The following is a 20985-nucleotide window of genomic DNA, read 5'->3' as shown; positions in this document are numbered from 1 at the left end:
CGCCACTTCCCGTGAACCGCCCCATCAGGCGACGTCAGAGCGGGAACGGCGGCCCGTGGCCGCAGGGGAGGCCCCGGTGACAAATAGCACCGTCGCCCCTTTTCCCCCTATGCCAACTTCCATTACCGAATGCCATCCCGATATCGTGGCGAACCGCGCAAATAAGGGTTGGTTATAGGGAACGGGGTACGATGGCCGATCGCTTGCTCGGGAATACCCCCTACGGCTTCGGGAGCGGGGACGCCGCCGGAGCGACACCGGAGGGCAAGGGCAGGCTGGTGGGACGGCGTTACCGCCTGGTGTCGCCGGTGGGCCGGGGCGGGATGGGCATGGTGTGGCACGCCCACGACGTCCTGCTCGACCGGGACGTGGCGATCAAGGAGCTGATCCTCCCCTACGGGCTGGACCAGGCGAGCACGCGGATCGCGCACCAGCGGATGCTGCGCGAGGCCCGCTCGGCGGCCCGGCTCAGTCATCCCGGCATCGTCACCGTGCACGACGTGGTCGAGGAGGACGGCCGGCCCTGGATCGTGATGGAGCTGGTCCGCGCCTGGTCGCTGGAGCAGGCGGTCCAGCGGAACGGTCCGCTGCCGGTGGTCCAGGCCGCCGAGATCGGCGTGCGGGTGCTCGACGCGCTGCGCCACGCGCACGCCGCCGGGATCCTGCACCGTGACATCAAGCCGGGCAACGTACTGCTGACCTCCGACCGGGTGGTCCTCACCGACTTCGGCATCGCCGCGGTGGAGGGCAACGTCACGATCACCCAGACCGGTCTGCTGATGGGCTCCCCCGCCTACATCCCCCCGGAGCGGCTGTCCGGCGGGCAGTTCACGTCGGCGTCCGACCTGTGGTCCTTCGGCGCCACCCTGTACGCGGCGGTCGAGGGCCGGGCCCCGTACGACGGGGCCGACCCGGTGGCCGTGCTCGGCGCGATCCTCACCCAGCAGCCCGCCCGGCCGTCGCGGGCGGGTGCGCTGACCACCGTCATCGAGGGCCTGCTCCGCAAGGACCCCGCCGACCGGATGAGCGCCGCCCAGGTGGCGGAACTGCTGGAGCAGGTGCTGCGCAGCCACGGCTCGGGCACGCCGAACCGGCCGCCCGCCCCTCCCCCGGTTCCGCTTCCCGGCGGCTCCGTGCCGTTACACCTGATGCCCCCGCTGGAGGTCACGCCGGGGGCGGTGCCCTCCCGGATCGTCGAGACGCCCTCCGGCCCGGTCCGGGTCCCGAACGACTTCCCGGACGAGCCGCGGGCCCCCGGTGACACACCCGCCGGGACGCCGGGCGGACGGGCCGTGAACGTGCCGGTCCCGCCGTGGCGCCTCCCGTCGGCCGAAGGCCCGCCGTCCGGCCCGAACGGCGGCCACCAGCGCGGCTACGACGCGTTGCGCGTCCCCACGGCCGGTCTGAGCGGTGGCCCGCTCGCCGCGCCGGCCGCCCTGAGCGGCGACCCGTTCGCCCCGCCGGCCGCTTTCCCGTTCGATCCGCCCGCCGGCTTCCCCGGGGAGTCGCCCGATGGAGCGGTCCCGGGCCGGCCGATCGGCGGAGGCGGGACGGCCCTGCCCGCTTCCTCCCCGCAGTCCCGGACCGGCGGGGACATGCGGCAGGCCGCACACGAGCCGGGCCTCGCCGCCGCGTCCGCTACCGGGCCCGCCACGGGGCCCGCCGCCGCGCACACCACTGGGCCCGCCACAGGACCCGCCGAACCCCCGTCCCCGGGCCGCAGGAGCACCCGGCGCCGGGCCACCGGCGCCCGGACCCGCGACGGCCGCCCCGACCCCCGGCTCCTGGCGCTCGGCGGAGGCGGCGTGCTGGCCGTCGTGGCCGCCGTGCTGTTCGTCCTGCTGCCCGGCGGTGCCCACGACCCGGCGGTCGGAGCGGGGGCCGCCGTGGCGGCGCCCGCCCCCGCCGACGAGCCCGAGCGCTCCGAGGAGACCGGTGAGGTCCCGGCGGGCTTCGTGCTGCGGACCTCGGGCGGTGTGTCGGCCGCGGTGCCCGATGACTGGACGGTGAAGCGGACCGGCAGGACCAGTGTGGTCTTCTCCGGGCCGAAGAACAGCGGGCAGCGGATCTCGGTGGTCGAGGTGCCGGTCACCGACCCGATGGCCGGGATCGCCAAGGCCGACAGGAAGGGCCTCGACGGCTACTCCGAGATCGAGGTGATACCGGTGGACTACCGGAACTGGAAGGCCGCCGACTGGGAGTACACCTACGACCAGGCCAACGGGGTTCCCGTGCACGCCTTGACGCGCTACGTCGCCGTCAACGGCCAGACCGCCTACCTGATCACGTTGCGGGCCCAGGACCTCGACTGGGGGAAGATCACCGACGTGCGGGAGACCTTCTTCGCCACCTTCGCCTCCGCCCAGTGACGGCCGCGGGAGACCGCCTCCGCCCGGCCCGGTGAGGAGCCGGCCGGTCCGCCGGCCGGCCGGGGGTCACTTGGCGTCGGCGTAGCAGCGCACCGGGACGGCCTGCATGGGGAAGCGCACCCGGGTCTGCCCGAACAACAGCCTGGTCGCCTCCTCCGCGGCCTCGCCGACCGCCGCGACCACCTCACCGGCCAGCTCGGCCGGGCAGTGCACCATGACCTCGTCGTGCTGGAAGAACACCAGCCTGGCCGGGTCGGGGAGCAGCCCGCGCAGCACGGCCATCAACGCGAGTGCCCACTCGGCGGCGGTGGCCTGGACCACGAAGTTGCGGGTGAACCGGCCGCGGTCGCGGGCCGCCCGGCTTCCGTCCGGCCCGGAGACCAGCTCCCGCCAGCGGGCCGAGGGCGGTGGGCTGGTGCGGCCCAGCCAGGAGCGGACCACCCGGCCCTCCTCCCCCGCCCGCGCGGCGTCCTCGACGAACTGGTAGGCGGCGGGGAAGCGCTGGCGCATGACGGCCAGCAGCTTGGGTGCGTCGCCGCTGGTGCCGCCGTACATCGCCGACAGCATCGCGATCTTGGCGTGGTCGCGTTCACCGCCGAACGCCTGGGCCAGCGCCTGATACAGGTCGATCTCCCCGGCGGCCCTGGCCAGGCCGACGTCCTGGGCCATGGCCGCCAGCACCCGGGGTTCGAGCTGGGCGGCGTCGGCGACGACGAGGGTCCAGCCCTCGTCGGCCACCACGACCCTGCGCATCACCTTGGGGATCTGCAGGGCACCGCCGCCACTGGTGGCCCACCTGCCCGACACGACGCCGCCCACGACGTACTCGGGGCGGAAGCGGTGGCCGCGGACCCACTGGTCGGCCCAGGCCCACCCGTGGAAGCTGTGGATCCTGGCCAGCTCCTTGTAGGCGAGCAGCGGGGCGACACCCGGATGGTCGACCCGTTTGATGTCGTGGGCCCTGGTGGAGGCGACCGGGACGCCGGCCGCCCTGAACACCCTGGTGATCTGCTGCGGGGAGTCGGGGTTGAACGTTGTGCCGAAGGCCGCGCAGACCTGGTCGGCCAGCGCCTGGAGCTTGGCCGGTCGCATGCCGTGCACCGGCCGTGGACCGAGCAGGCCGGTCAGCAGTTCGTCGTGGACGTCCTCGCGCCAGGGCATGCCCTCGTGGGCCATCTCGGCGGCGATCAGTGCCCCGGCCGACTCCGCGGCGACCAGCAGCCGGAACCGCCGCGGGTCGGCGGTGGCCTCGACACGCCGAAGCTGGTCGGCGTGGACCTCCGCGACCAGGCCGGCGTCGGGCGGCGAAGGCTCCTCCTCGAAGAGGGTGGCCTGCCGCACCCGGGGGTCGTGCCGGTCCTGCGGCACGGGGAGGCCGTGCAGCCGGGCGTGGGCGGCCTGGGCCGACCGGGGCTCGTCGTGGCGCCCCTCGTAGCCGAGCAGCAGGGCCTCGGTCAGCGCGAGGTCGTGACAGCGGCCCAGCCGGACCCCCGCGCCGAGCAGGGCCGGATAGACCTCCCGGGTGTCGGCCCAGACCCAGCGCGGGCGGGCCGCCTCCAGGGTGCGCACGGCGGCGGCCAGGTCGGCCACGGCCCTGGCCGGCTCGCCGTCGGCCTGCAGCACGCCCCCGCCGCCGGGGCCGGCCGCGACTGCCACGTTCATGCGTCCCAGCCTGCCACGCCGAACCGACATTTCCGCTCAGGAGAGCGAGATGACGACCTCGTCCTCGATCGGGGGTTCGATTTCCTGGGGAAGGCAGCCGGTTGCGGCGTGACAGCGGATCCGCAGGGTGCCGGGCGTGACGGAGACGTGCAGGAAGCTCTTGAAGAACGGCGGGGTGTCCCAGTCGGACAGCTCCGACAGGTAGCGGTGGAAGGTCCGGCCCACCGGGAGCCGGAACGGCATCGGCCAGCCACCGAGGAGCCGCGCCGCCCAGCGCATCCGCCGGGTGACCGGCACGGGCGGGATGTCGCGGACCGGGGTGTTGCCGATCCGGCGGGACATCAGCGCCGCGCTCTCGGCGGGCGTCAGGTACAGCCAGCGCATGCGCAACCGCTCGCTGTAGAGCCTGCTGTAGAACGACAGCGAGTCGCCGCGGAGCGGGTAGCACCGGTAGTCGTCCTCGTGCACCCCGCCCACCGTGACCCTGGGGATGGTGTGGGTGGCGTGCATGAAGGCCCCGGAGCCGCCCGCGACGATGTAGTGGATCGTCCGGTCGCCGACCCGGACCGGGAAACGCTGGTAGTTGTGCACGTCGCCGCCGATGGCCGCGACGTAGTTGCAGGCGGGGTCGGTGACGATGTCGTCCACGGTGCCGCCCCCGGCCAGTTTCGACGGCTTGTACTCGTTGCGGGTGTAGATGGGTTTGCCGGTGACGAGCACCTTGGGCCGGGGGTCGCGGGAGACCTCGCGGAGCCAGTCGGTCTGCTCGCGGTCCAGGTCGCCCCGGATGCCTGTGTCGACGCCCACGACGAGCAGGCCCGGCGTCTCGATCGCCCAGTACGGGCCGGGCTGGACCGCCCGCTGCCCGGGCTTTCCCCGCCGCTCGCGCGCCCGTGCCAGGCGGGCCTCGTCGATCCTCTCCGGTCTGCGCCAGAGCAGCCCGCGCAGCCCGGAGGGCGAGAGCCTGAAGCCCTCCCGCACCGCCTCGAGCGCGGGCGCGTCGCAGAAGACGCGCATGAAGCCGCCCAGCCCGTCGTACCAGTCGTGGTTGCCGGGAACGGCGTAGATGGGGGCCGGGTAGTCCTGGTACGGGCGGAAGAACTTGTCCTCGTACTCGTTGCCGGAGCCGGTGGGATAGATCACGTCGCTGGCCACGACGGCGAAGGCGGTGCCCTCACCGACCTTGAGCATGCCCGGCACCACGGCGTACTGCGAGGCGTCGCCCTCGCCGGTGTCGCCGAGGACCAGGAAGGAGAACTCGGGGCCGGTCTCCACCGGGATCCGGAAGGACCCGTCGACGCCCCGGCTCCGCTGGGCGGCGACCCAGCGCGACCGGACCTGCCCGGACGGGTCGCCGAACAGGGCGGCGAGGATCTCGTTCCGGGAGCGCCAGAGCGTGCGCGGGTCGAGCCAGGAGAAGCTGGCGCGGTCGGGTCGCAGGTCCTTGAACGTGCCGATCTGCGAGCAGGACCAGCCCGCACCTTCCTCCGAGACTCGGGAGGAGACCCCGGATGAGACACCGTTCCCGCGCTCCGCGGTCTCGCCGACGTCGACCATGACCACATCTTTGCAATGATCTTAGGAAGACGCACCCGTCTCGGGGAAGCCGGGCTGCCCCGCCGCCGGAACCGGGAGCCCTGGCCGTCCGGTGGCCTGGACGGCCAGGGCCGGTGGACCGGACGGCCGGGGCGGGGCGTGGCGGGCCGTGGGGTGCCCGGGCCCGCGGGGAGCCGGTTCGAGTAGACGGCTCCGGGAGCGCCGCGCCTTCAGTTCCGCGGTGGGACCAGGACGCCCGGGTTGAGGATGCCGGCGGGGTCGAGGCGCTCCTTGACCCCGCGCAGGATCTCCACCCCCAGCTCCCCCACCTCGGCGGCGTACGCCTCCCGGTGGTCGCGTCCGACGCCGTGGTGGTGCGAGATCGTGCCGCCCGCCCGGAGGATCGCGTCGTTCACCGACCGTTTGGCCGCCGCCCACTGGGCGAGGGGGTCGTCGCTCTGCGCGGTGACGACCGTGAAGTAGAGCGAGGCACCGGTGCCGTACACGTGGGAGATGTGGCACATCACCAGCGGTGAGCCGAGCGAGTCGCGCAACGCCAGCCGTACGGCGTCGTAGAGCCGGGGCAGGCCGGACCAGAACCCGGCCGTCTCCAGCGTCTCCACGGTCGCGCCGGCGGCCAGGAGCGAGTCGCGCAGGTAAGGCGCGGAGTAGCGGCCCCGGGTCCACGACTCGCCGGGTTCCGGGCCGAGGGGGACGCCGCCGAGCTCCGCCAGCACGGCGGCGGCCCGCTCCCGGAGCTCGCGCGTCCGCGTGGCGGTGCCCTCGTACCCCGTGACGGCCAGGCAGCCCGTGTCCGAGGTCAGGACGCCGGCCCGGTCAGGCCTGGCCAGGCCGACCATCGTCTCCGTCTCGTCCGACAGGCGGAGCACCGTGGGCAGGGCGTCCTCCTGAGCGAGCCGCCGCAGCGCCGCCGAGCCCGCGGCGAACGACTCGAACCGCCAGCCCTCGTAGACCCGCTCCTGCGGGGCCCGCCGCACACGGAGCCGCAGGGAGGTGATCACTCCGAAGGCGCCTTCGGAGCCGAGGACCAGCTGGCGCAGGTCGGGCCCGGCGGCGGACCTGGGGGCCCGGCCGAGGTCGAGGGTGCCGCGCGGGGTGGCCACCGTCATGCCGACGACCATGTCGTCGAAGCGGCCGTACCCCGCCGAGGCCTGGCCGCTGGAGCGGGCGGCGGCGAACCCGCCGAGGGTGGCGTACTCGAACGACTGGGGGAAGTGGCCGAGGGTGAGACCGTGCCCGGCCAGGAGCCGTTCGGCCTGCGGGGCACGCAGCCCCGGCTCCAGTTCCGCGACCATCGAGTCGGTGTCGACCGCCACCAGCCGGTCGAGCCGGGCCAGGTCCAGCGCGACGACGCCGGCGAAGCCCCGGCGAGAGGCGACCAGGCCGCCGACCACCGAGGTGCCGCCGCCGAAGGGGACCACCGCGACCCGGTGGCCGGCGCAGACCCGCAGCACGTCCAGGACCTCCCGGTGGGAGCCGGGCAGCACCACGGCGTCGGGCGCGTCCGAGCCGTCTCCGGCGCGCATCCGCATCAGGTCGGGCGTGGACTTGCCCCGGGTGTGGCGGACGCGGGCCTCGTCGTCGGAGCGCACGTGACCGGTGCCGACGACGCCGCGCAGCTCGGCGAGGACGTGCTCGGGCAGGCTCGCGGCGGGCAACCGCACCTCACCGAGGCTCACGGCCGGGGTCTGCGGCGGGCGCACGCCCAGCATGTCGTGGAGCAGCGTGCGGACCGGTTCGGGGAGTTCGGCGGCCCTGGCCGGGTCTCCCCAGCCGGACCAGAGCATGGGTTCGGCGGTGCTCGTCGGAGTTTCCACCTCTACACTGTGACATATGCCGTCCACTCGTAACAATCCGCCCGATGAGGGTGTGGACCGCGTGCTCGACGCCGCCCGCGAGGTGGTCCTCGCCGTCGGGGTCAGGCGCGCCACGCTCACCGACGTGGCCCGCCGGGCGGGATTGTCGCGCATGACGATCTACCGCCGCTGGCCCGACGTACGCAGCCTCGTCACCGACCTGATGACCCGCGAGTGGGTGCGCGTCGCGGGACGCTTCGCCGACGAGGACCCGGTCACCGCGGCGGTGTCGGTGGTGCGGGAACTGCGCGACCACCCGCTCTGGCGGAAGATCGTCGAGGTCGACCCGGAGCTGCTGCTGCCCTACCTGCTCGACCGGCGCGGCTCCAGCCACGAGGCCATGCTCGCGCTGGTGGGGTCGGCGATCGCCCGGGGCCAGGAGCGCGGGACCGTACGCCCCGGCGACCCGGCGACCCTGGCCGGGGCGGTGCTGCTGACCGCCCAGTCGTTCCTGCTGTCCGGACGCACCATGCTCGGCCCCGCCACCCAGGACGACCTGGACGCGGAACTCGCCACGCTCCTGGAAAGGTACCTGTGCCCTTGAACTCCTCCCTCAACGCCGCCCGCCGCTCGCGGGAGCTGGCCGAGGTCCGCGACCTGGTGGTGGACGTGCTGGTGGTGGGGCTGGGCGCCACCGGCGCCGGAGCCGCGCTCGACGCCGCCTCCCGGGGCCTGACGGTCGCCGCGATCGACGCCCACGACCTGGCGTTCGGCACCTCCCGGTGGAGCTCCAAGATGATCCACGGCGGGCTGCGCTACCTGGCCAGGGGGCAGGTGGGGGTGGCCTACGAGAGCGCGGTGGAGCGCGGGATCCTGCTCGGCCGCACCGCGCCGCACCTGGTGCGGGCACAGCCGTACCTGCTGCCGCTGGGCCCGGCGGTCTCCCGCCGCCGGGAGGCGCTGGTGATGGCGGGCTACCGGATCGGCGACGGGCTGCGGGCGGCGGCGCGCACCCCCCGGCGCCTGCTGCCCGGCCCCGCGCGGATCCCCGCCGCGCGGGCACTGGCCCTGGCCGCGCCGCTGGACCGGCGGGGGCTGCGCGGCGCGCTGCTCTCCTGGGACGGGCGGCTGACCGACGACGCACGCCTGGTCGTCGCGCTGGCCAGGACCGCCGCGGCCCTGGGTGCGCGGGTGCTGACCCGCTGTCGTGCCCTGGAGGTGACCGGCGACGGGGCTCAGGTCCGGGACGAGCTCACCGGCGACTCCTTCGCGATCCGGGCCAGGACGGTGGTCAACGCCACCGGGGTCTGGGCCGCGGGCCTGCATCCGGGCGTCCGGATCCGTCCCTCCCGCGGCACGCACCTGGTCCTGCGGCCCCGGACGCTGCCGGGTCTGACGGCCGGGCTGCACGTGCCGATCCCCGGTGAGGGCAACCGGTTCGCCCTCGTACTCCCCCAGCCCGACGGCCGGATCTACGTGGGTCTCACCGACGAGCCGGTGGACGGCCCCGTCCCGGACGTGCCGCAGGCCCCGGAGCAGGACGTCACCTTCCTGCTCGGCGTCCTCAACTCGGTGCTGGAGACGCCGTTGCGGCGCGCGGACGTCGCCGGCGCGTACGCCGGGCTCCGGCCGCTCCTGGCCGCCGAGGGCCGTACCGCCGACCTGTCGAGGAAGCACGCGCTGCTCACCTCGCGCGACGGGGTGGTGACGGTGGTGGGCGGCAAACTGACCACCTACCGGCGGATGGCCGAGGAGGCGGTGGACCGGGCGGTGTCGGTCGGCGGGCTGGACGCGGGGCCCAGCCGTACGGCCCGCCTCCCCCTGGTCGGAGCCGCCGGCGCGGAGCGCGGAGCCCCCGACCGGCTGACGGGACGTTACGGGGGCGAGGCCGGCGCCGTGCGGGCGCTGATGGCCGCGGAGCCCTGGCTGGCCGAGCCGGGGCCCACCGGGGTGACGGGGGCCGAGCTGGTCTGGGCGGTCAGGCACGAAGGCGCGCTGGACGTGGACGACCTGCTCGACCGGCGGACCCGGATCGGCCTGGTCCCTGAGGACCGCGAGGCCGCGCTTCCCGCCGCCCGCGCCGCCCTGGACTACCGGCCGGCCTGACCCGCGTCACCCCCTGAGGTGCCGCCGCCCCGCCGCGCTTCCGCCCTCCGCGCTTCCGCCGCCCCACCGCCCGCCCTCCCGGGCGGCGCTCCGGTGGTTGACCCGTCCCCGCCCGGGAATCGACGGCGACAGACCGGGGACGCCGTGGTCAAGGGCCGTTCGGCCCTTGACCACGGCGGGTCGAACGGCTAGCCGCCCAAGATCAGAAAAGTTCAGCTATATACCCCGAATTTCCCATTTTTACTCCCGACGACAGAGGGAAGTAGCCATTAGGTTAGACTTACCTAAGTTGAAACAGGGGGGCAAGTGATCACGGGGAACGCGCCGACCGAACCGGCCGCACCGGCCAGAGGCTGCACGCACCCGGCGGGCTGCCACACCGGCGAGCTACCGGTCCACGCCAGCGCCACGGTCGGGGCCCGCTTCTGGCTCCTCGTCGAGCACTCCGGCCCCTGGGCCGCACGCCTGGAGGAATGCCGCCTCCCTGAGGAAATTCACATCCTCATCAAACGGGCTACCACACTCGGCATCCGGCCGCAGCTCATCCGCCGACCCGGGCACAGAAAGCCGGTGAACGGCGGCATCCACGTCATGGTCGCCGACTCCGCGGCCGCCGAGCCGTGGATGGCCGAGGGCGTCATCGCAGGTCCGGACGATCTTGACCTTGACAGCGTGGTGGCCGGAGTGGTCCCCGAGTCCTGCATACTTGTGAAGGAGCCGGTTTTCCTGGTCTGCACGCATGCCAAGCGCAACGCGTGCTGCGCCCGCATTGGGCTTCCCCTCGCCCGGTCGCTGGCCGAGATTCTGCCCGACAGAGTATGGGAAACGTCACATGTCGGCGGCGATCGATACGCCGCCAACCTCGTGTGCTTGCCACACGGGCTTTACTACGGCAGCATGTCTCAAGCTGCTGCGCTCGCGGCAGCAGATGCGTACCGGTCCGGTGAGGTCATCCTCGACCGTTTCCGGGGACGCGCAGGCATCCCTGAGCCACTGCAGGCTGCCGAGCATTTCGTCCGCATCCATACGGGCGAACTCTCGGTCGGCGGAGTGGCCGTGGAATCCTCCAGGTCGGACGGCGCCGTTACCGAGGCATTTGTGCGCGGTAATGGCGCTCGTTTTCGGGTAGTGGTTGAACCCATGACGTTGAAAACGCCATGTGGTATGGCTTGCGCCGAGACGATCACTACCTACCGGCTGGTCACGCTGGACAGGCTGACGCCTGTGCTGCACGCCACGTCCGCGCTGATCTGACCTGAGGGAACATCACGGCCAAGCCAGGCGTTGGACCCAGGGACGTCATAAACGTCCAACGCGGCATCAACCCGGATACCTTCTCACTATAAGGTGGTTTTCTCATGTCTCAGGTACGTCGGCAGACCGCCCGGCCTCGGCCCAGCTGGGGATGGCAGGATGACGCCGCGTGCCGGGGCGAGGACCTCGTGCTCTTCTTCGGTCCCGACGGCGAGCGTCAGCCCGAGCGTGACATCCGCGAGCGTAAGGCCAAGGCGATCTGTGCCCAGTGCCCCGTCCGCGCCGAGTGTCTTGACTACGCGCTCTCCCGTCCGGAGAAGTACGGCACCTGGGGCGGTCTGAACGAGGACGAGCGCGCCTCCGAGCGTCGCCGTCGCATGCGCCGCGCCGCGAGCGCCGGCATCAGCGCCGTCGCCTGAGCAAGTACCTCCACCCGGCTTTCCCCTCGCGTGTGATCTCGCGACGATCCCCTGCGGGATCACACGTCGTTCTGTCGGGGCCCGCCGGTGCGGCGCCTTGTCGGAGGCAGCCGCCCGGCGGGCACTTCTCACCCGTCAAGGCCGGTTACGACCGGCCTTCCGCATCTCCTTGTGGATGATCTTCCACTTGTTCTGCATCTCCTTGCGGAGCCGCGCGTCACTCCTGGACGCGATCCAGGCCGCCTCCCGCTGAAGCTTCCTCCAGCTCTCCAGCCGCCGCTCCGGAAGCGTGCCGTCCTCGATCGCGGCGAGCACCGCGCAGCCCGGCTCACCGTCGTGGCGGCAGTCGGCGAACCGGCACCTCTCCGCGAGCTCCTCCAGGTCGGCGAAGACCATGTCCACGCCGTCGTTCATGTCGTACAGACCGATGCGGCGGATCCCCGGCGTGTCGATGACGAGGCCCCCGCCCGCGAGCACGATGAGCTCACGGTGGACGGTGGTGTGGCGTCCCCGGCCGTCGCCGGCCCTGACCTGCTGGGTCTCCATCACCTCCACCCCGGCCAGCGCGTTGACGAGCGTGGACTTGCCGGCGCCCGAGGCGCCGAGCACCACCGCGGTCCGCGCACCCCGCAGGTAGCCCTGGACGACGTCGACCCCCTCCCCGCGGAGGGAGGAGATGGCGTGCGCGTCGACTCCCGGGGCGACGGCGGCGACCTCGCCCATCAGGAACTCCAGGCTTTCCTTGACGAGGTCGGCCTTGGTGACGAGCACCACGGGCTGAGCGCCGCTCTCCCAGGCCAGCGCGAGCAGCCGCTCGATCCGGCCGAGGTCGGCGGTGTCGGTGGCGTGCAGCGCGGGCTCGGCGACGAAGACGACGTCGACGTTGGCGGCGAGGACCTGCCCCTGCGAGTCGCCGGACAGGCCGCCCCTGGAGACCCTGGCGACTCCACCGCGTACGAACGCGGTACGCCGAGGAGCGAGCGCCTCCAGCTCGTAGCGGCCCTCGGCCAGCCTGCGGAGCCCGACCCAGTCACCCACGCAGGGCAGGGCCACCGGATCGGCCGCGGCCTCACGCCGCACCCTGGCACCGTAGTGGGCCCGGACCGGACCGGTGGCCGTCAGCACCTCGGCGGCGCCACGGTCGACGCGTGACACCCTGGCGGGCAGCAGGTCACCGGGGAGTTCGGCGGCGAAGTGGTCGTCCCAGCCGAGTGCGGCGAGAGAGGACGAAGAAGACGGAACGATTGACGAAGACAATTCGGATACACCCTTTGGGAAGCCGGGTGCCCCTGTCTCGAATCGCTAGGCGGGCACCCGGAGGTTGATGGACGGCATGATCAGAAACACAACCCGCATGCTTTCCACACCTCCTTCTGGCTCCGGGGCCACCCCATGATCGGGCGGCGTCCGTAGAACTTTATCGCACCCCCTCCCCGGGGACGCAAACCGTTTTCCGCCTCGCCCGGGCCCCTTCCCCGGGGCACGCCCGGGGAAGGGTCTGACCGATCAGCTCACAGGCCGGGGGCCGGGAAGTGGGTGGTGAGCTCCCTGACCTCGCCGTGCACCCGGGTGATGACGTGCTTGGCCTCGTCCTCGTCCTTGGCCAGCGCGGTGACGACCTGGTCGATCCAGGCGCCGATCTGCCGCATCTCGGCCACGCCCATGCCGCGGCTGGTCACGCCGGCGGTGCCGATGCGGATGCCGGACGGGTCGAACGGCTTGCGCGTGTCGAACGGCACGGTGTTGTAGTTGGTCTCCAGCCCGGCCTTGTCCAGGGCCTGCGCGGCGGGCTTGCCGCCGATGCCCTTGGGGGTCAGGTCGAGCAGGATGAGGTGGTTGTCGGTGCCGCCGGAGACGACGTCGAAGCCGCGGCCGACGAGCTCCTCGGCCAGCGCCTGGGCGTTCATGACGACCTGGCGGGCGTAGTCCTTGAAGTCGTCGGTGGCCGCCTCCTTCAGCGCCACCGCGATGGCCGCGGTGGTGTGGTTGTGCGGCCCGCCCTGCAGGCCGGGGAAGACGGCCTTGTTGAGCGCGACGGCGTGCTCGTCGGAGGAGGTCATCAGCATCGCGCCCCGGGGACCGCGCAGGGTCTTGTGGGTCGTGGTGGAGATGACGTCGGCGTGGCCGACCGGCGACGGGTGCGCGCCACCGGCCACCAGGCCGGCGATGTGCGCGATGTCGGCGGCGAGCACGGCCCCGACCTCACGGGCGATCTCGGCGAACGCCGGGAAGTCGATCGTGCGCGGGATCGCGGTGCCGCCACAGAAGATCAGCTTGGGCCGCTCGCGGAGGGCGATCTCACGGACCTCGTCCATGTCGACGCGGCCGGTGTCCTTGCGCACGCCGTAGCGGACCGGGTTGAACCACTTGCCGGTGGCCGACACCGACCAGCCGTGGGTCAGGTGGCCGCCGAACGGCAGGCCCATGCCCATGACGGTCTCACCCGGCTTGAGGAAGGCCATGTAGACGGCCAGGTTGGCGGGCGAGCCCGAGTAGGGCTGGACGTTGGCGTGCTCGACGCCGAACAGGGCCTTGGCCCGCTCGATGGCCAGGGTCTCGATCTGGTCGATGACCTGCTGGCCCTCGTAGTACCGCTTGCCCGGGTAGCCCTCGGAGTACTTGTTGGTGAGAACCGTGCCGGTGGCTTCCAGGACGGCCTTGGAGACGTAGTTCTCCGAGGCGATGAGCTTGACGGTGTCGGTCTGACGACGCTCCTCGGCCTTGATGAGCTCTGCGATCTGCGGATCGACACTGGAAAGAGCACTCATGCGCCTTCACTCCCCTGCCATCGTTGACATCGCGTGAAGACCCAGGCGCTCGGCCTTCTCGCTCTTCAGCTCCCCGGTGGTCTTTCCCACCCTATGCGCCAGTCGCGTTTAGACGATAGCGGACTGCCCGGCCCGACCGGCCCGACCTGCGCCGTCGACGGGCCACAGCCGGTCGACCTCGGCGTTGAGCGTGGCACCGATGAGCACGGCCAACGCGGTGATGTACAGCCACAGCAGCACCGCGATCGGCGCCGCGAGCGAACCGTAGATGGAGACCGGGGAGAACCACGCGGCCAGCACCGCCCGCAGCACCGCGGCGCAGACGATCCAGATGACGAGCGCGAGCACCGCACCGGGCAGCTCCCGCCACCAGCGCGTGCGCACCGGCACGCTCACGTGGTACAGCACCGTCAGGAAGAGCACCGAGCCGACGACCACCACGGGCCAGTAGAGGAGGTCCACCAGCGGCGCGTAGTCGGCCGGCAGCGCGTCCCGCAGCGCTCCCGGGCCGAGCACGAGCACGGGCATGACCACCAGGCCGATCAGCAGGCCCGCCAGGTAGAGCCCGAAGGACATCAGGCGGGTGCGGATGATGCCGCGCTCCTCACCGAGCCCGTACGCGACCGAGATGAGGTCGACGTAGACGAACAACGCCCGCGAGCCCGACCAGAGCGCGAGGAGGAAGCCCAGGGAGATCAGCGAGACCTGGTTCTCGGGTTTCAGCACGTCGTCGATGAGCGGGGTGACGACGGTGTCGACGGCGTTGTCGGTGAACAGCAGGTGGGCCTGGTCGTCGATCCAGATCCGGATGTCCTGCACCGTCTCCGGGCCGAACACCCGGGTGAGCTGGCCGAGGACGCCGATCAGGCCGAGCATGAACGGCGGCAGCGACAGCAGCGCGAAGAAGGCGGCCTCCCCGGCCAGGCCGGTGACGCGGTAGGTGATGCCCGCGTTGGTGGTGGCGGCGGTCAGCGCCCACAGGTCCGTGCCGCGGACCCAGGAGACGAGGGTACGGGCGCGGGCGCGGGTCCGGACGCCCGCCTCGCGGATCCGCGAGAGCCCGGAGCGCAGCCGGGCACGGCGTCCACGGGGTGGGCGCCTGCCTGGCCCTGGCCGCTGCGCCGGGGCATCAGTGGACGTCATGCCACACAACGGTATTCCTCACCGCGCTTGATCACGAGTCCGGCGGGCAACGATCGGATCTCGCCCGTCACCCGGGGCTACCTGCGATAAAACGCCTCGGGATCGTCCACGTCGACGATCCGCGCACCCAGCGGCAGCAGGGAGACCGGGATCAGTTTGAGGTTGGCGACACCGAGCGGGATGCCGATGATCGACACGAAGAGCGGGATCGCGGTCAGCACGTGCCCGGCGGCCAGCCACACCCCGGCCACCACGAACCAGACGACGTTGCCGATGGTCGACGGCACGCCCGCGTCGGGGTCGCGGACCACGGTCCGCCCGAAGGGCCACAGCGCGTAGGCCGCGATCCGGAACGAGGCGATGCCGAACGGGATGGTGACGACGAGGAGGCAGCAGACGACCCCCGCGAGGACGTACCCGATCGCCAGCCAGATTCCGGCGAGGACCAACCAGACGACGTTCAGGAGAGTACGCATTCTTCGAGGATCGCAAGGCGGGCGTGGGCCGCTCTACGGGGATGTCCCCTGAGAAATCCCCGAGCCCGGGGCCAGGGGAGTGCGGGAGACCCCCGAGCCCGGCACCGGGCGGGGCGGGAGATCCCCGGGCTCGGCGCCAAAGGGGTGGGAGATCCCCGGCTCCGCCGCGGAACGGCGTGGGAGATCCCCGGGCCGGCGCCGGGTGGGAGCAGAATGGAGACATGATCTGCGACGACTGCAAGCAGCGGCGGCACGACAAGTGCCGGGGCGGCTCGTGGTGCGACTGCCAGCACCAGCCGGTGCGCAAGCCACGCGAGTCGCCGCTCGACTGGCCGCGCCAGGGCTGATCGGGCGTCCGCCCGGCCACTCCGGCGGGCGGCGACCGCGTCGAAACCGGACCCGCGGGCGGCGACCGCGCCGGAACCGGTCCGGCTCCGGCGTCCGGTCCGCCGTGCCGCCAAGGCCCCGCCCCGGGGTCCTGCCCGCCGCGCCACGGGGGATCCGGACCGGTGTCCGGCCGGTGGCGCCGGGGATCCGGAGCCCGTCCCGCGTTCCACCGGCATGTCCAGATGGTGGACCGGACATTGGACATCTCGGGTCACCGAGGTATCGTCATGGACATGCCAGCGGACCCATTGCTCGTCGTGCGACGCCACGTCGACCTTCTGCGTGTCCGTAGTGCCATCTGTCGTGACGTCCGTTGACCGTCGCCCTCTGCTGATTTCGCCCAGCTCGGGCCCGTGACAGGCGTCCCCATCTGAACCGTTGGACCCCCCGCACTCGATGACGAGGCGGCAGGGCCGTCGCCTGCGCGTGTCCGGAAATCATTCCATCGAGCCACAAAGGACGCGCCATGACGACCCCGGCCAGGCCGGCGAGCCGCCACCACAAACGCCCGCGCGGCGAAGGTCAGTGGGCTCTCGGTTACCGCGAACCGCTGAACAAGAACGAAGAGAACAAGAAGAACGACGACGGGCTCAACGTCCGTCAGCGGATCATCGACATCTACTCCAAGAACGGCTTCGACTCCATCGACCCCGCCGACCTGCGCGGACGCATGCGCTGGTACGGCCTGTACACCCAGCGCAAGCCCGGGATCGACGGCGGCAAGACCGCCGTCCTCGACCCGGAGGAGCTCGACGACCGCTACTTCATGCTGCGGGTCAGGATCGACGGCGGCCGGCTCACCGTACGGCAGTTGCGTGTCATCGCGGAGATCTCCAACCTCTACGGCCGGGGCACCGCCGACGTCACCGACCGGCAGAACATCCAGCTCCACTGGATCGAGATCGAGGCCGTCCCCGACATCTGGGCACGGTTGGAGGCCGTGGGCCTGTCGACCACCGAGGCCTGCGGCGACACTCCGCGCGTCATCCTGGGCTGTCCGCTCGCCGGGATCGACGCCGACGAGGTCATCGACGGGACCGCCGGGATCCGCGAGATCCACGACACCTACATCGGCGACCCGGCCTACTCCAACCTGCCGCGCAAGTTCAAGGCCGCGGTGAGCGGCTGCCCGGCGCACTGCACGGTGCACGAGATCAACGACGTGGCGTTCGTGGGCGTCGTCAACGACAAGGGCGAGCGCGGTTTCGACCTGTGGGTGGGCGGCGGCCTGTCCACCAACCCGATGCTGGCCAAGCGGCTGGGCGTCTTCCTGACCCCGGAGCAGGTCGCCCCCGCCTACGGCGGCGTGATCGGCATCTTCCGCGACTACGGCTACCGCCGGCTGCGCCACCGCGCGCGGATCAAGTTCCTGGTCAACGACTGGGGCGTCGAGAGGTTCCGGGAGATCCTGGAGACCGAGTATCTCGGCTACGCCCTGCCCGACGGCCCCGCACCCGAACTGCCGCGCGGTGGCCGCCGCGACCACGTGGGCGTCTTCCCGCAGAAGGACGGCAACTTCTACGTCGGCTTCGCGCCGAAGGTCGGCCGCCTCGACGGTGACAAACTGCACCTGATCGCTGACATCGCCGAGCGGCACGGCTCCGACCGGGTGCACACCACGGTCGAGCAGAAGATGGTCATCCTCGACGTGGCGCCCGACCGGGTCGACAGCCTCGTCGCCGAGCTGGAGGCCAACGACCTGCGGGTCAACCCCTCCACCTTCCGCCGTCAGACCATGGCGTGCACCGGGATCGAGTTCTGCAAGCTGGCCATCGTCGAGACCAAGGCCACCGCGTCCGACCTGATCGACGAGCTGGAGCAGCGCCTGCCCGATTTCAAGCACCCGCTGACCATCAACGTCAACGGCTGCCCCAACTCCTGTGCCCGCATCCAGGTGGCCGACATCGGCCTGAAGGGCCAACTGGTCGTCGACGACGCGGGCGAGCAGGTGGAGGGCTTCCAGATCCACCTGGGCGGCTCACTGGGCGTCAACGCGGGGTTCGGCCGCAAGGTCCGCGGCCTGAAGACCACCGCCCAGGATCTCCCCGACTACGTGGAACGCGTGCTGCGCAACTTCGACAAGCAGAAGGACGAGGAGGAGACCTTCTCCGAGTGGGTCCAGCGCGCCGACGAGGCGGACCTCAAGTGAGCGGGCGGACCGGCCGGCACGACGCCGGCTCCCGGGCCCGCCGGGCGGGGAGGAGCCGATGAGCGAGCGAGCGGTCCCCTTCCACTGCCCCTACTGCGGCGATGAGGACCTCGAACCCTACGAGGGCGACGGCGGCTGGTACTGCCGGTCGTGCGCGCGCGCCTTCAGGCTGAAGTTTCTCGGAATCGGGGTGCGTTCGTGATCTCCGGCGCCTCCGAAGTGGTGAATGTGAACGCGTCGGCCGGCGAGGTGCGGGCGCCCCGCACGGCGAACGAGGAGTGGTGAGGGACCGATGACACTGGTGGACATCGAGGTCGGGCTGAAGCAGCAGCGTGACGCGTTCGACCTGCAGGACATCGTGGAGTCGGCCGCGCGCTTCCTGGAGGGAGCATCCGCCCGCGAGATCACCCGGTGGGCCGCGGCCACCTTCGGCGACCGACTCTGCCTGACCTCGTCGATGAGCGACGCGTTGCTGATCGACCTGGTCAGCCGGGTCAAGCCGGGGGTGGACGTGTTGTTCATCGACACCGGCTACCACTTCGCCGAGACGATCGGCACCCGTGACGCCGTGCGGCAGGTCTACGACGTGAACGTCATCGACGTCACGCCGTCCCGGACCGTCGCCGAGCAGGAGCGCGACCTGGGCCCGCGCCTGTTCGGGCGTAACCCCGACCTGTGCTGCTACCTGCGTAAGGTCGAGCCGCTCAACCGTGCCCTGGAGCCGTACCTGGCCTGGATCTCCGGCATCCGCCGCGACGAGGCCGTCACCCGCGCGGGTGTCAAGGTCGTCGAGTGGGACGCCAAGCGCCAGATGGTCAAGGTGAACCCGATCGCCGCCTGGACGCAGGACGACGTCGACAACTACATGGCCGACAACGGCGTGCTGATCAATCCGTTGCACTACGACGACTACCCCTCGATCGGCTGCGCTCCCTGCACCCGCCAGGTCGCGCCGGGAGAGGACCCGCGCAGCGGTCGCTGGGCGGGGATGGGCAAGACGGAATGCGGGCTGCACCTGTGAGGTGGCGTGCATCCGGCGCTCCCCCCGCGGTGCCGCTGATCGCGGTGGCGCACGGGTCCCGCGACCCGCGCGCCGCCGCGACGGTGGAGGACCTGCTCGACCTGGTACGGCGGCAGCGGCCCGACGTCCCGGTGCGCACCGCCTACCTGGACCACGCTCCCCCGACCCTCGCCATGGCGCTCTCCGGGGTCTCCGAGGCCGCGGTGCTGCCGCTGCTGCTCACCGAGGCCTACCACAGCCGGGTCGACATCCCCGGCGCGCTGGCCGAGGCGGCGTCCCGTCACCCGCGCCTGCGCGCGTACCGGGGCGCCACGCTCGGCCCGCATCCGCTGCTGGTCGCCGCGCTGGAGCGGCGGCTGGCCGAGGCGGGGGTGACCGCCGGTGACCCCGGCACCGCCGTGGTGCTGGTCTCGGCCGGTTCCAGTGACGCGCGGGCCAACGCGACCGTCTCCGGGATCGCCCACGGCTGGGCCGCTCGGCGCGGCTGGTGGTCGGTGACCGCCGCCTACGCCTCCGCCGCCGGTCCCACCCCGCAGGAGGCGGTGCTGCGGCTGCGGCGCTCCGGCGCCTCCCGGGTCGTGGTCGCGCCTTACCTGCTGGCGCCGGGCCACTTCGCCGACAAGATCCGCCGGGAGACCCTGGCGGCGGGCGCCGACGCCGTCTCCGACGTGCTGGGCGCCGCCCCGGAGCTGGCGACGGTGCTCCTGGAGCGTTACGGGCAGGCCGTCCACACGGGTTCCGGAGCCCGCTCCGCCACCGCCTGAGGATCCGCCCCGGAGACACGCGGAGCGATCAACGGAACGCGGGCGTCCCCTCGACCGGGCGGACGGCCCCGGCGGGTCAGCGCGCGGGCGGGTGCGGGGGCTGCGGCGCCGCAGGCGGCTCCGGGTGCCATCCGTGCGGGTGCCCGGCGTGCCCGCCGTACCCCGGGTCCGGGGCGTGCAGCGGCGGATGGCCGGGCTGCCCCTGGCCCGGAGCCCCGAGGTGACCGGGAGCCGGAGCGTGCAGCGGCGGGTGACCGAAGTGGCCGTCATCGAGGCCGGAGGTGTGGTACGGGTGCGGCGAGCCGGGCGGCAGTTGGTGCCTGGGCTCGCCGGTGAGCTCGCCGCGGATCTCCCGCCACTGCTCCCGCCAGGCGTCCCACGCCTTCTTGACGGGCTTGGCGCGCGAGTCGCCGATCACTTTGACGTCGCCCATCACCGCGTACGCCCGGACCCGGACGACCGGTGCGTTCGTTCCCGGAGGCGCCTCGACGACCTGGACCTTCTTGTCGCCCATGATGGCGACGCCCTCCAGCTCGACGTCCACGCCGTCCGGAACGATGATCTTCACGTCGCCCATGACGGAGGTGGCGACGATGTCGACCGTCCCGGAGCGGACCTCGGCCAGGCGCAGGTCCAGCGTGACGTCGCCCAGCACGGCGACGGCACCGATCGGCTTGTCGATCCGCCACTGGCCGCGCCGCTTGGAGTCGCCCAGCACGGCCACGAACCAGTTCCGCACCCGTCCGCCCCCGGGAGCGGGCTCCGGCGCGTGCGCGGCGACGACGGGCCCACCGGCGGGCGGCAGGTCCGCGGTGACCACGGCCAGCTCGGCCCGGGTCACGGCGCTGTAGGCCGCGCCGGTCCGTTCGGTCAGCTCGCCAAGGGTCAGCCGCCCCTCGACGGAGGCGACCCGCAGCCGCTCGACGACGGCCTCCCGCTCGGCGTCCGAGGCCCGCATCGCACCTGGATCGTTCATGTTTCACAACATATCGCGAGTTGTCCGGCCGGGGATCCTTCGTGAGGAGGAGGTGACAGTGAACAGACCGGAGGACTCGGGCCGTTCCGCGACCGCACGGCCGGGCCCCGCCCCCTCCGGGACGCCGACCCGCCGGGC

At 72.4% G+C, this 20985-nt stretch carries 18 protein-coding genes and 1 riboswitch; of the genes, 10 read left to right on the top strand and 8 right to left on the bottom strand.

The features are described from left to right. Positions 1-191: 191 nt before the first annotated feature. Positions 192-2369 carry a serine/threonine-protein kinase gene (locus F4562_RS27245; protein ID WP_184541599.1) on the top strand — a complete coding sequence of 726 codons (2178 nt, stop codon included), beginning with the start codon at positions 192-194 and terminating at the stop codon, positions 2367-2369. Positions 2370-2435: 66 nt separating this feature from the next. Here the strand turns inward: F4562_RS27245 and F4562_RS27240 are convergent, their stop codons facing one another. The 3 genes from F4562_RS27240 to F4562_RS27230 form a co-directional block, all read right to left on the bottom strand. Then, positions 2436-4031 (bottom strand): bifunctional 3'-5' exonuclease/DNA polymerase, encoded by a 1596-nt coding sequence (locus F4562_RS27240; protein ID WP_221206948.1) that lies wholly within the window; start codon positions 4029-4031, stop codon positions 2436-2438. 36 nt (positions 4032-4067) lie between these two features. After that, positions 4068-5588, bottom strand: coding sequence for a metallophosphoesterase family protein (locus F4562_RS27235; RefSeq protein WP_184541601.1), 1521 nt, complete (start codon positions 5586-5588; stop codon positions 4068-4070). Positions 5589-5797: 209 nt separating this feature from the next. Beyond that, on the bottom strand, positions 5798-7375 hold the full coding sequence (locus tag F4562_RS27230) for an FAD-binding oxidoreductase (RefSeq protein WP_184541826.1): 1578 nt from the start codon (positions 7373-7375) through the stop codon (positions 5798-5800). A 46-nt stretch (positions 7376-7421) separates the two neighbouring features. Between F4562_RS27230 and F4562_RS27225 the strand changes: the two genes are divergently transcribed. From F4562_RS27225 to F4562_RS27210, 4 genes are all read left to right on the top strand, one after another. Beyond that, the gene (locus F4562_RS27225) at positions 7422-7988 is read left to right on the top strand and encodes a TetR/AcrR family transcriptional regulator (protein ID WP_184541602.1); all 567 of its coding nucleotides are present in this window, start codon (positions 7422-7424) and stop codon (positions 7986-7988) included. Then, the gene (locus F4562_RS27220; RefSeq protein ID WP_184541603.1) at positions 7979-9490 is read left to right on the top strand and encodes a glycerol-3-phosphate dehydrogenase/oxidase; all 1512 of its coding nucleotides are present in this window, start codon (positions 7979-7981) and stop codon (positions 9488-9490) included. The genes F4562_RS27225 and F4562_RS27220 overlap by 10 nt, the downstream gene beginning before the upstream one ends. Before the next feature lie 306 nt (positions 9491-9796). Then, entirely contained in the window at positions 9797-10744 is a 948-nt protein-coding gene (locus F4562_RS27215) for a ferredoxin family protein (RefSeq protein ID WP_311734000.1), read from the top strand. Positions 10745-10848: 104 nt separating this feature from the next. After that, positions 10849-11163: a WhiB family transcriptional regulator gene (locus tag F4562_RS27210; protein ID WP_012893126.1), complete on the top strand. Its 315-nt coding sequence runs from the start codon at positions 10849-10851 to the stop codon at positions 11161-11163. Between the two features lie 135 nt (positions 11164-11298). Here F4562_RS27210 and rsgA read toward each other — a convergent pair whose 3' ends face one another. From rsgA to F4562_RS27190, 4 genes are all read right to left on the bottom strand, one after another. Beyond that, positions 11299-12420, bottom strand: coding sequence for a ribosome small subunit-dependent GTPase A (gene rsgA, locus F4562_RS27205; protein ID WP_184541604.1), 1122 nt, complete (start codon positions 12418-12420; stop codon positions 11299-11301). A 254-nt stretch (positions 12421-12674) separates the two neighbouring features. Continuing rightward, entirely contained in the window at positions 12675-13931 is a 1257-nt protein-coding gene (gene glyA, locus F4562_RS27200) for a serine hydroxymethyltransferase (RefSeq protein ID WP_184541605.1), read from the bottom strand. A 32-nt stretch (positions 13932-13963) separates the two neighbouring features. Then, positions 13964-14047, bottom strand: a riboswitch (ZMP/ZTP riboswitch). Further along, positions 14040-15074 (bottom strand): YihY/virulence factor BrkB family protein, encoded by a 1035-nt coding sequence (locus tag F4562_RS27195; protein WP_246473577.1) that lies wholly within the window; start codon positions 15072-15074, stop codon positions 14040-14042. It overlaps the preceding riboswitch by 8 nt. A gap of 77 nt (positions 15075-15151) precedes the next feature. Next, positions 15152-15550: a YccF domain-containing protein gene (locus tag F4562_RS27190; protein ID WP_184541607.1), complete on the bottom strand. Its 399-nt coding sequence runs from the start codon at positions 15548-15550 to the stop codon at positions 15152-15154. Positions 15551-15771: 221 nt separating this feature from the next. Between F4562_RS27190 and F4562_RS35980 the strand changes: the two genes are divergently transcribed. From F4562_RS35980 to F4562_RS27170, 5 genes are all read left to right on the top strand, one after another. Beyond that, complete coding sequence (locus F4562_RS35980; RefSeq protein ID WP_260315954.1) at positions 15772-15897, top strand: hypothetical protein; 126 nt, start codon at positions 15772-15774, stop codon at positions 15895-15897. A gap of 506 nt (positions 15898-16403) precedes the next feature. After that, positions 16404-18086, top strand: coding sequence for a nitrite/sulfite reductase (locus tag F4562_RS27185; protein WP_184541608.1), 1683 nt, complete (start codon positions 16404-16406; stop codon positions 18084-18086). 58 nt (positions 18087-18144) lie between these two features. Continuing rightward, positions 18145-18288 carry an Insertion element protein gene (locus F4562_RS27180; protein ID WP_184541609.1) on the top strand — a complete coding sequence of 48 codons (144 nt, stop codon included), beginning with the start codon at positions 18145-18147 and terminating at the stop codon, positions 18286-18288. 90 nt (positions 18289-18378) lie between these two features. Beyond that, positions 18379-19107, top strand: a complete 729-nt coding sequence (locus tag F4562_RS27175) for a phosphoadenylyl-sulfate reductase (RefSeq protein WP_184541610.1) — start codon at positions 18379-18381, stop codon at positions 19105-19107. After that, on the top strand, positions 19089-19871 hold the full coding sequence (locus F4562_RS27170; protein WP_184541611.1) for a sirohydrochlorin chelatase: 783 nt from the start codon (positions 19089-19091) through the stop codon (positions 19869-19871). Before F4562_RS27175 ends, F4562_RS27170 begins: the two co-directional genes overlap by 19 nt. 76 nt (positions 19872-19947) lie before the next feature. Here the strand turns inward: F4562_RS27170 and F4562_RS27165 are convergent, their stop codons facing one another. Further along, complete coding sequence (locus tag F4562_RS27165) at positions 19948-20847, bottom strand: DUF1707 SHOCT-like domain-containing protein (RefSeq protein WP_184541612.1); 900 nt, start codon at positions 20845-20847, stop codon at positions 19948-19950. Positions 20848-20985 lie beyond the last annotated feature (138 nt).

The organism is Streptosporangium becharense (genome assembly GCF_014204985.1).
In the GTDB taxonomy this organism is placed as follows: Bacteria; Actinomycetota; Actinomycetes; order Streptosporangiales; family Streptosporangiaceae; genus Streptosporangium; species Streptosporangium becharense.
The sequence above is the reverse complement of the archived record's forward strand: the minus strand, read 5'-3'. Positions and strand labels throughout refer to the sequence as shown.

What these genes read in the sequence shown, in the direction of transcription:
- F4562_RS27245 (WP_184541599.1), top strand. Translation starts at nt 192, where the DNA reads ATGGCCGATCGCTTGCTCGGGAATACCCCCTACGGCTTCGGGAGCGGG.
- F4562_RS27225 (WP_184541602.1), top strand. Translation starts at nt 7,422, where the DNA reads ATGCCGTCCACTCGTAACAATCCGCCCGATGAGGGTGTGGACCGCGTG.
- F4562_RS27180 (WP_184541609.1), top strand. Translation starts at nt 18,145, where the DNA reads ATGAGCGAGCGAGCGGTCCCCTTCCACTGCCCCTACTGCGGCGATGAG.
- F4562_RS27210 (WP_012893126.1), top strand. Translation starts at nt 10,849, where the DNA reads ATGTCTCAGGTACGTCGGCAGACCGCCCGGCCTCGGCCCAGCTGGGGA.
- glyA (WP_184541605.1), bottom strand. Translation starts at nt 13,931, where the DNA reads ATGAGTGCTCTTTCCAGTGTCGATCCGCAGATCGCAGAGCTCATCAAG.
- F4562_RS27235 (WP_184541601.1), bottom strand. Translation starts at nt 5,588, where the DNA reads ATGGTCGACGTCGGCGAGACCGCGGAGCGCGGGAACGGTGTCTCATCC.
- F4562_RS27165 (WP_184541612.1), bottom strand. Translation starts at nt 20,847, where the DNA reads ATGAACGATCCAGGTGCGATGCGGGCCTCGGACGCCGAGCGGGAGGCC.
- F4562_RS27175 (WP_184541610.1), top strand. Translation starts at nt 18,379, where the DNA reads ATGACACTGGTGGACATCGAGGTCGGGCTGAAGCAGCAGCGTGACGCG.
- F4562_RS27170 (WP_184541611.1), top strand. Translation starts at nt 19,089, where the DNA reads ATGCGGGCTGCACCTGTGAGGTGGCGTGCATCCGGCGCTCCCCCCGCG.
- F4562_RS27195 (WP_246473577.1), bottom strand. Translation starts at nt 15,074, where the DNA reads ATGACGTCCACTGATGCCCCGGCGCAGCGGCCAGGGCCAGGCAGGCGC.
- F4562_RS27240 (WP_221206948.1), bottom strand. Translation starts at nt 4,031, where the DNA reads ATGAACGTGGCAGTCGCGGCCGGCCCCGGCGGCGGGGGCGTGCTGCAG.
- F4562_RS35980 (WP_260315954.1), top strand. Translation starts at nt 15,772, where the DNA reads ATGATCTGCGACGACTGCAAGCAGCGGCGGCACGACAAGTGCCGGGGC.
- F4562_RS27190 (WP_184541607.1), bottom strand. Translation starts at nt 15,550, where the DNA reads ATGCGTACTCTCCTGAACGTCGTCTGGTTGGTCCTCGCCGGAATCTGG.
- F4562_RS27230 (WP_184541826.1), bottom strand. Translation starts at nt 7,375, where the DNA reads ATGCTCTGGTCCGGCTGGGGAGACCCGGCCAGGGCCGCCGAACTCCCC.
- F4562_RS27185 (WP_184541608.1), top strand. Translation starts at nt 16,404, where the DNA reads ATGACGACCCCGGCCAGGCCGGCGAGCCGCCACCACAAACGCCCGCGC.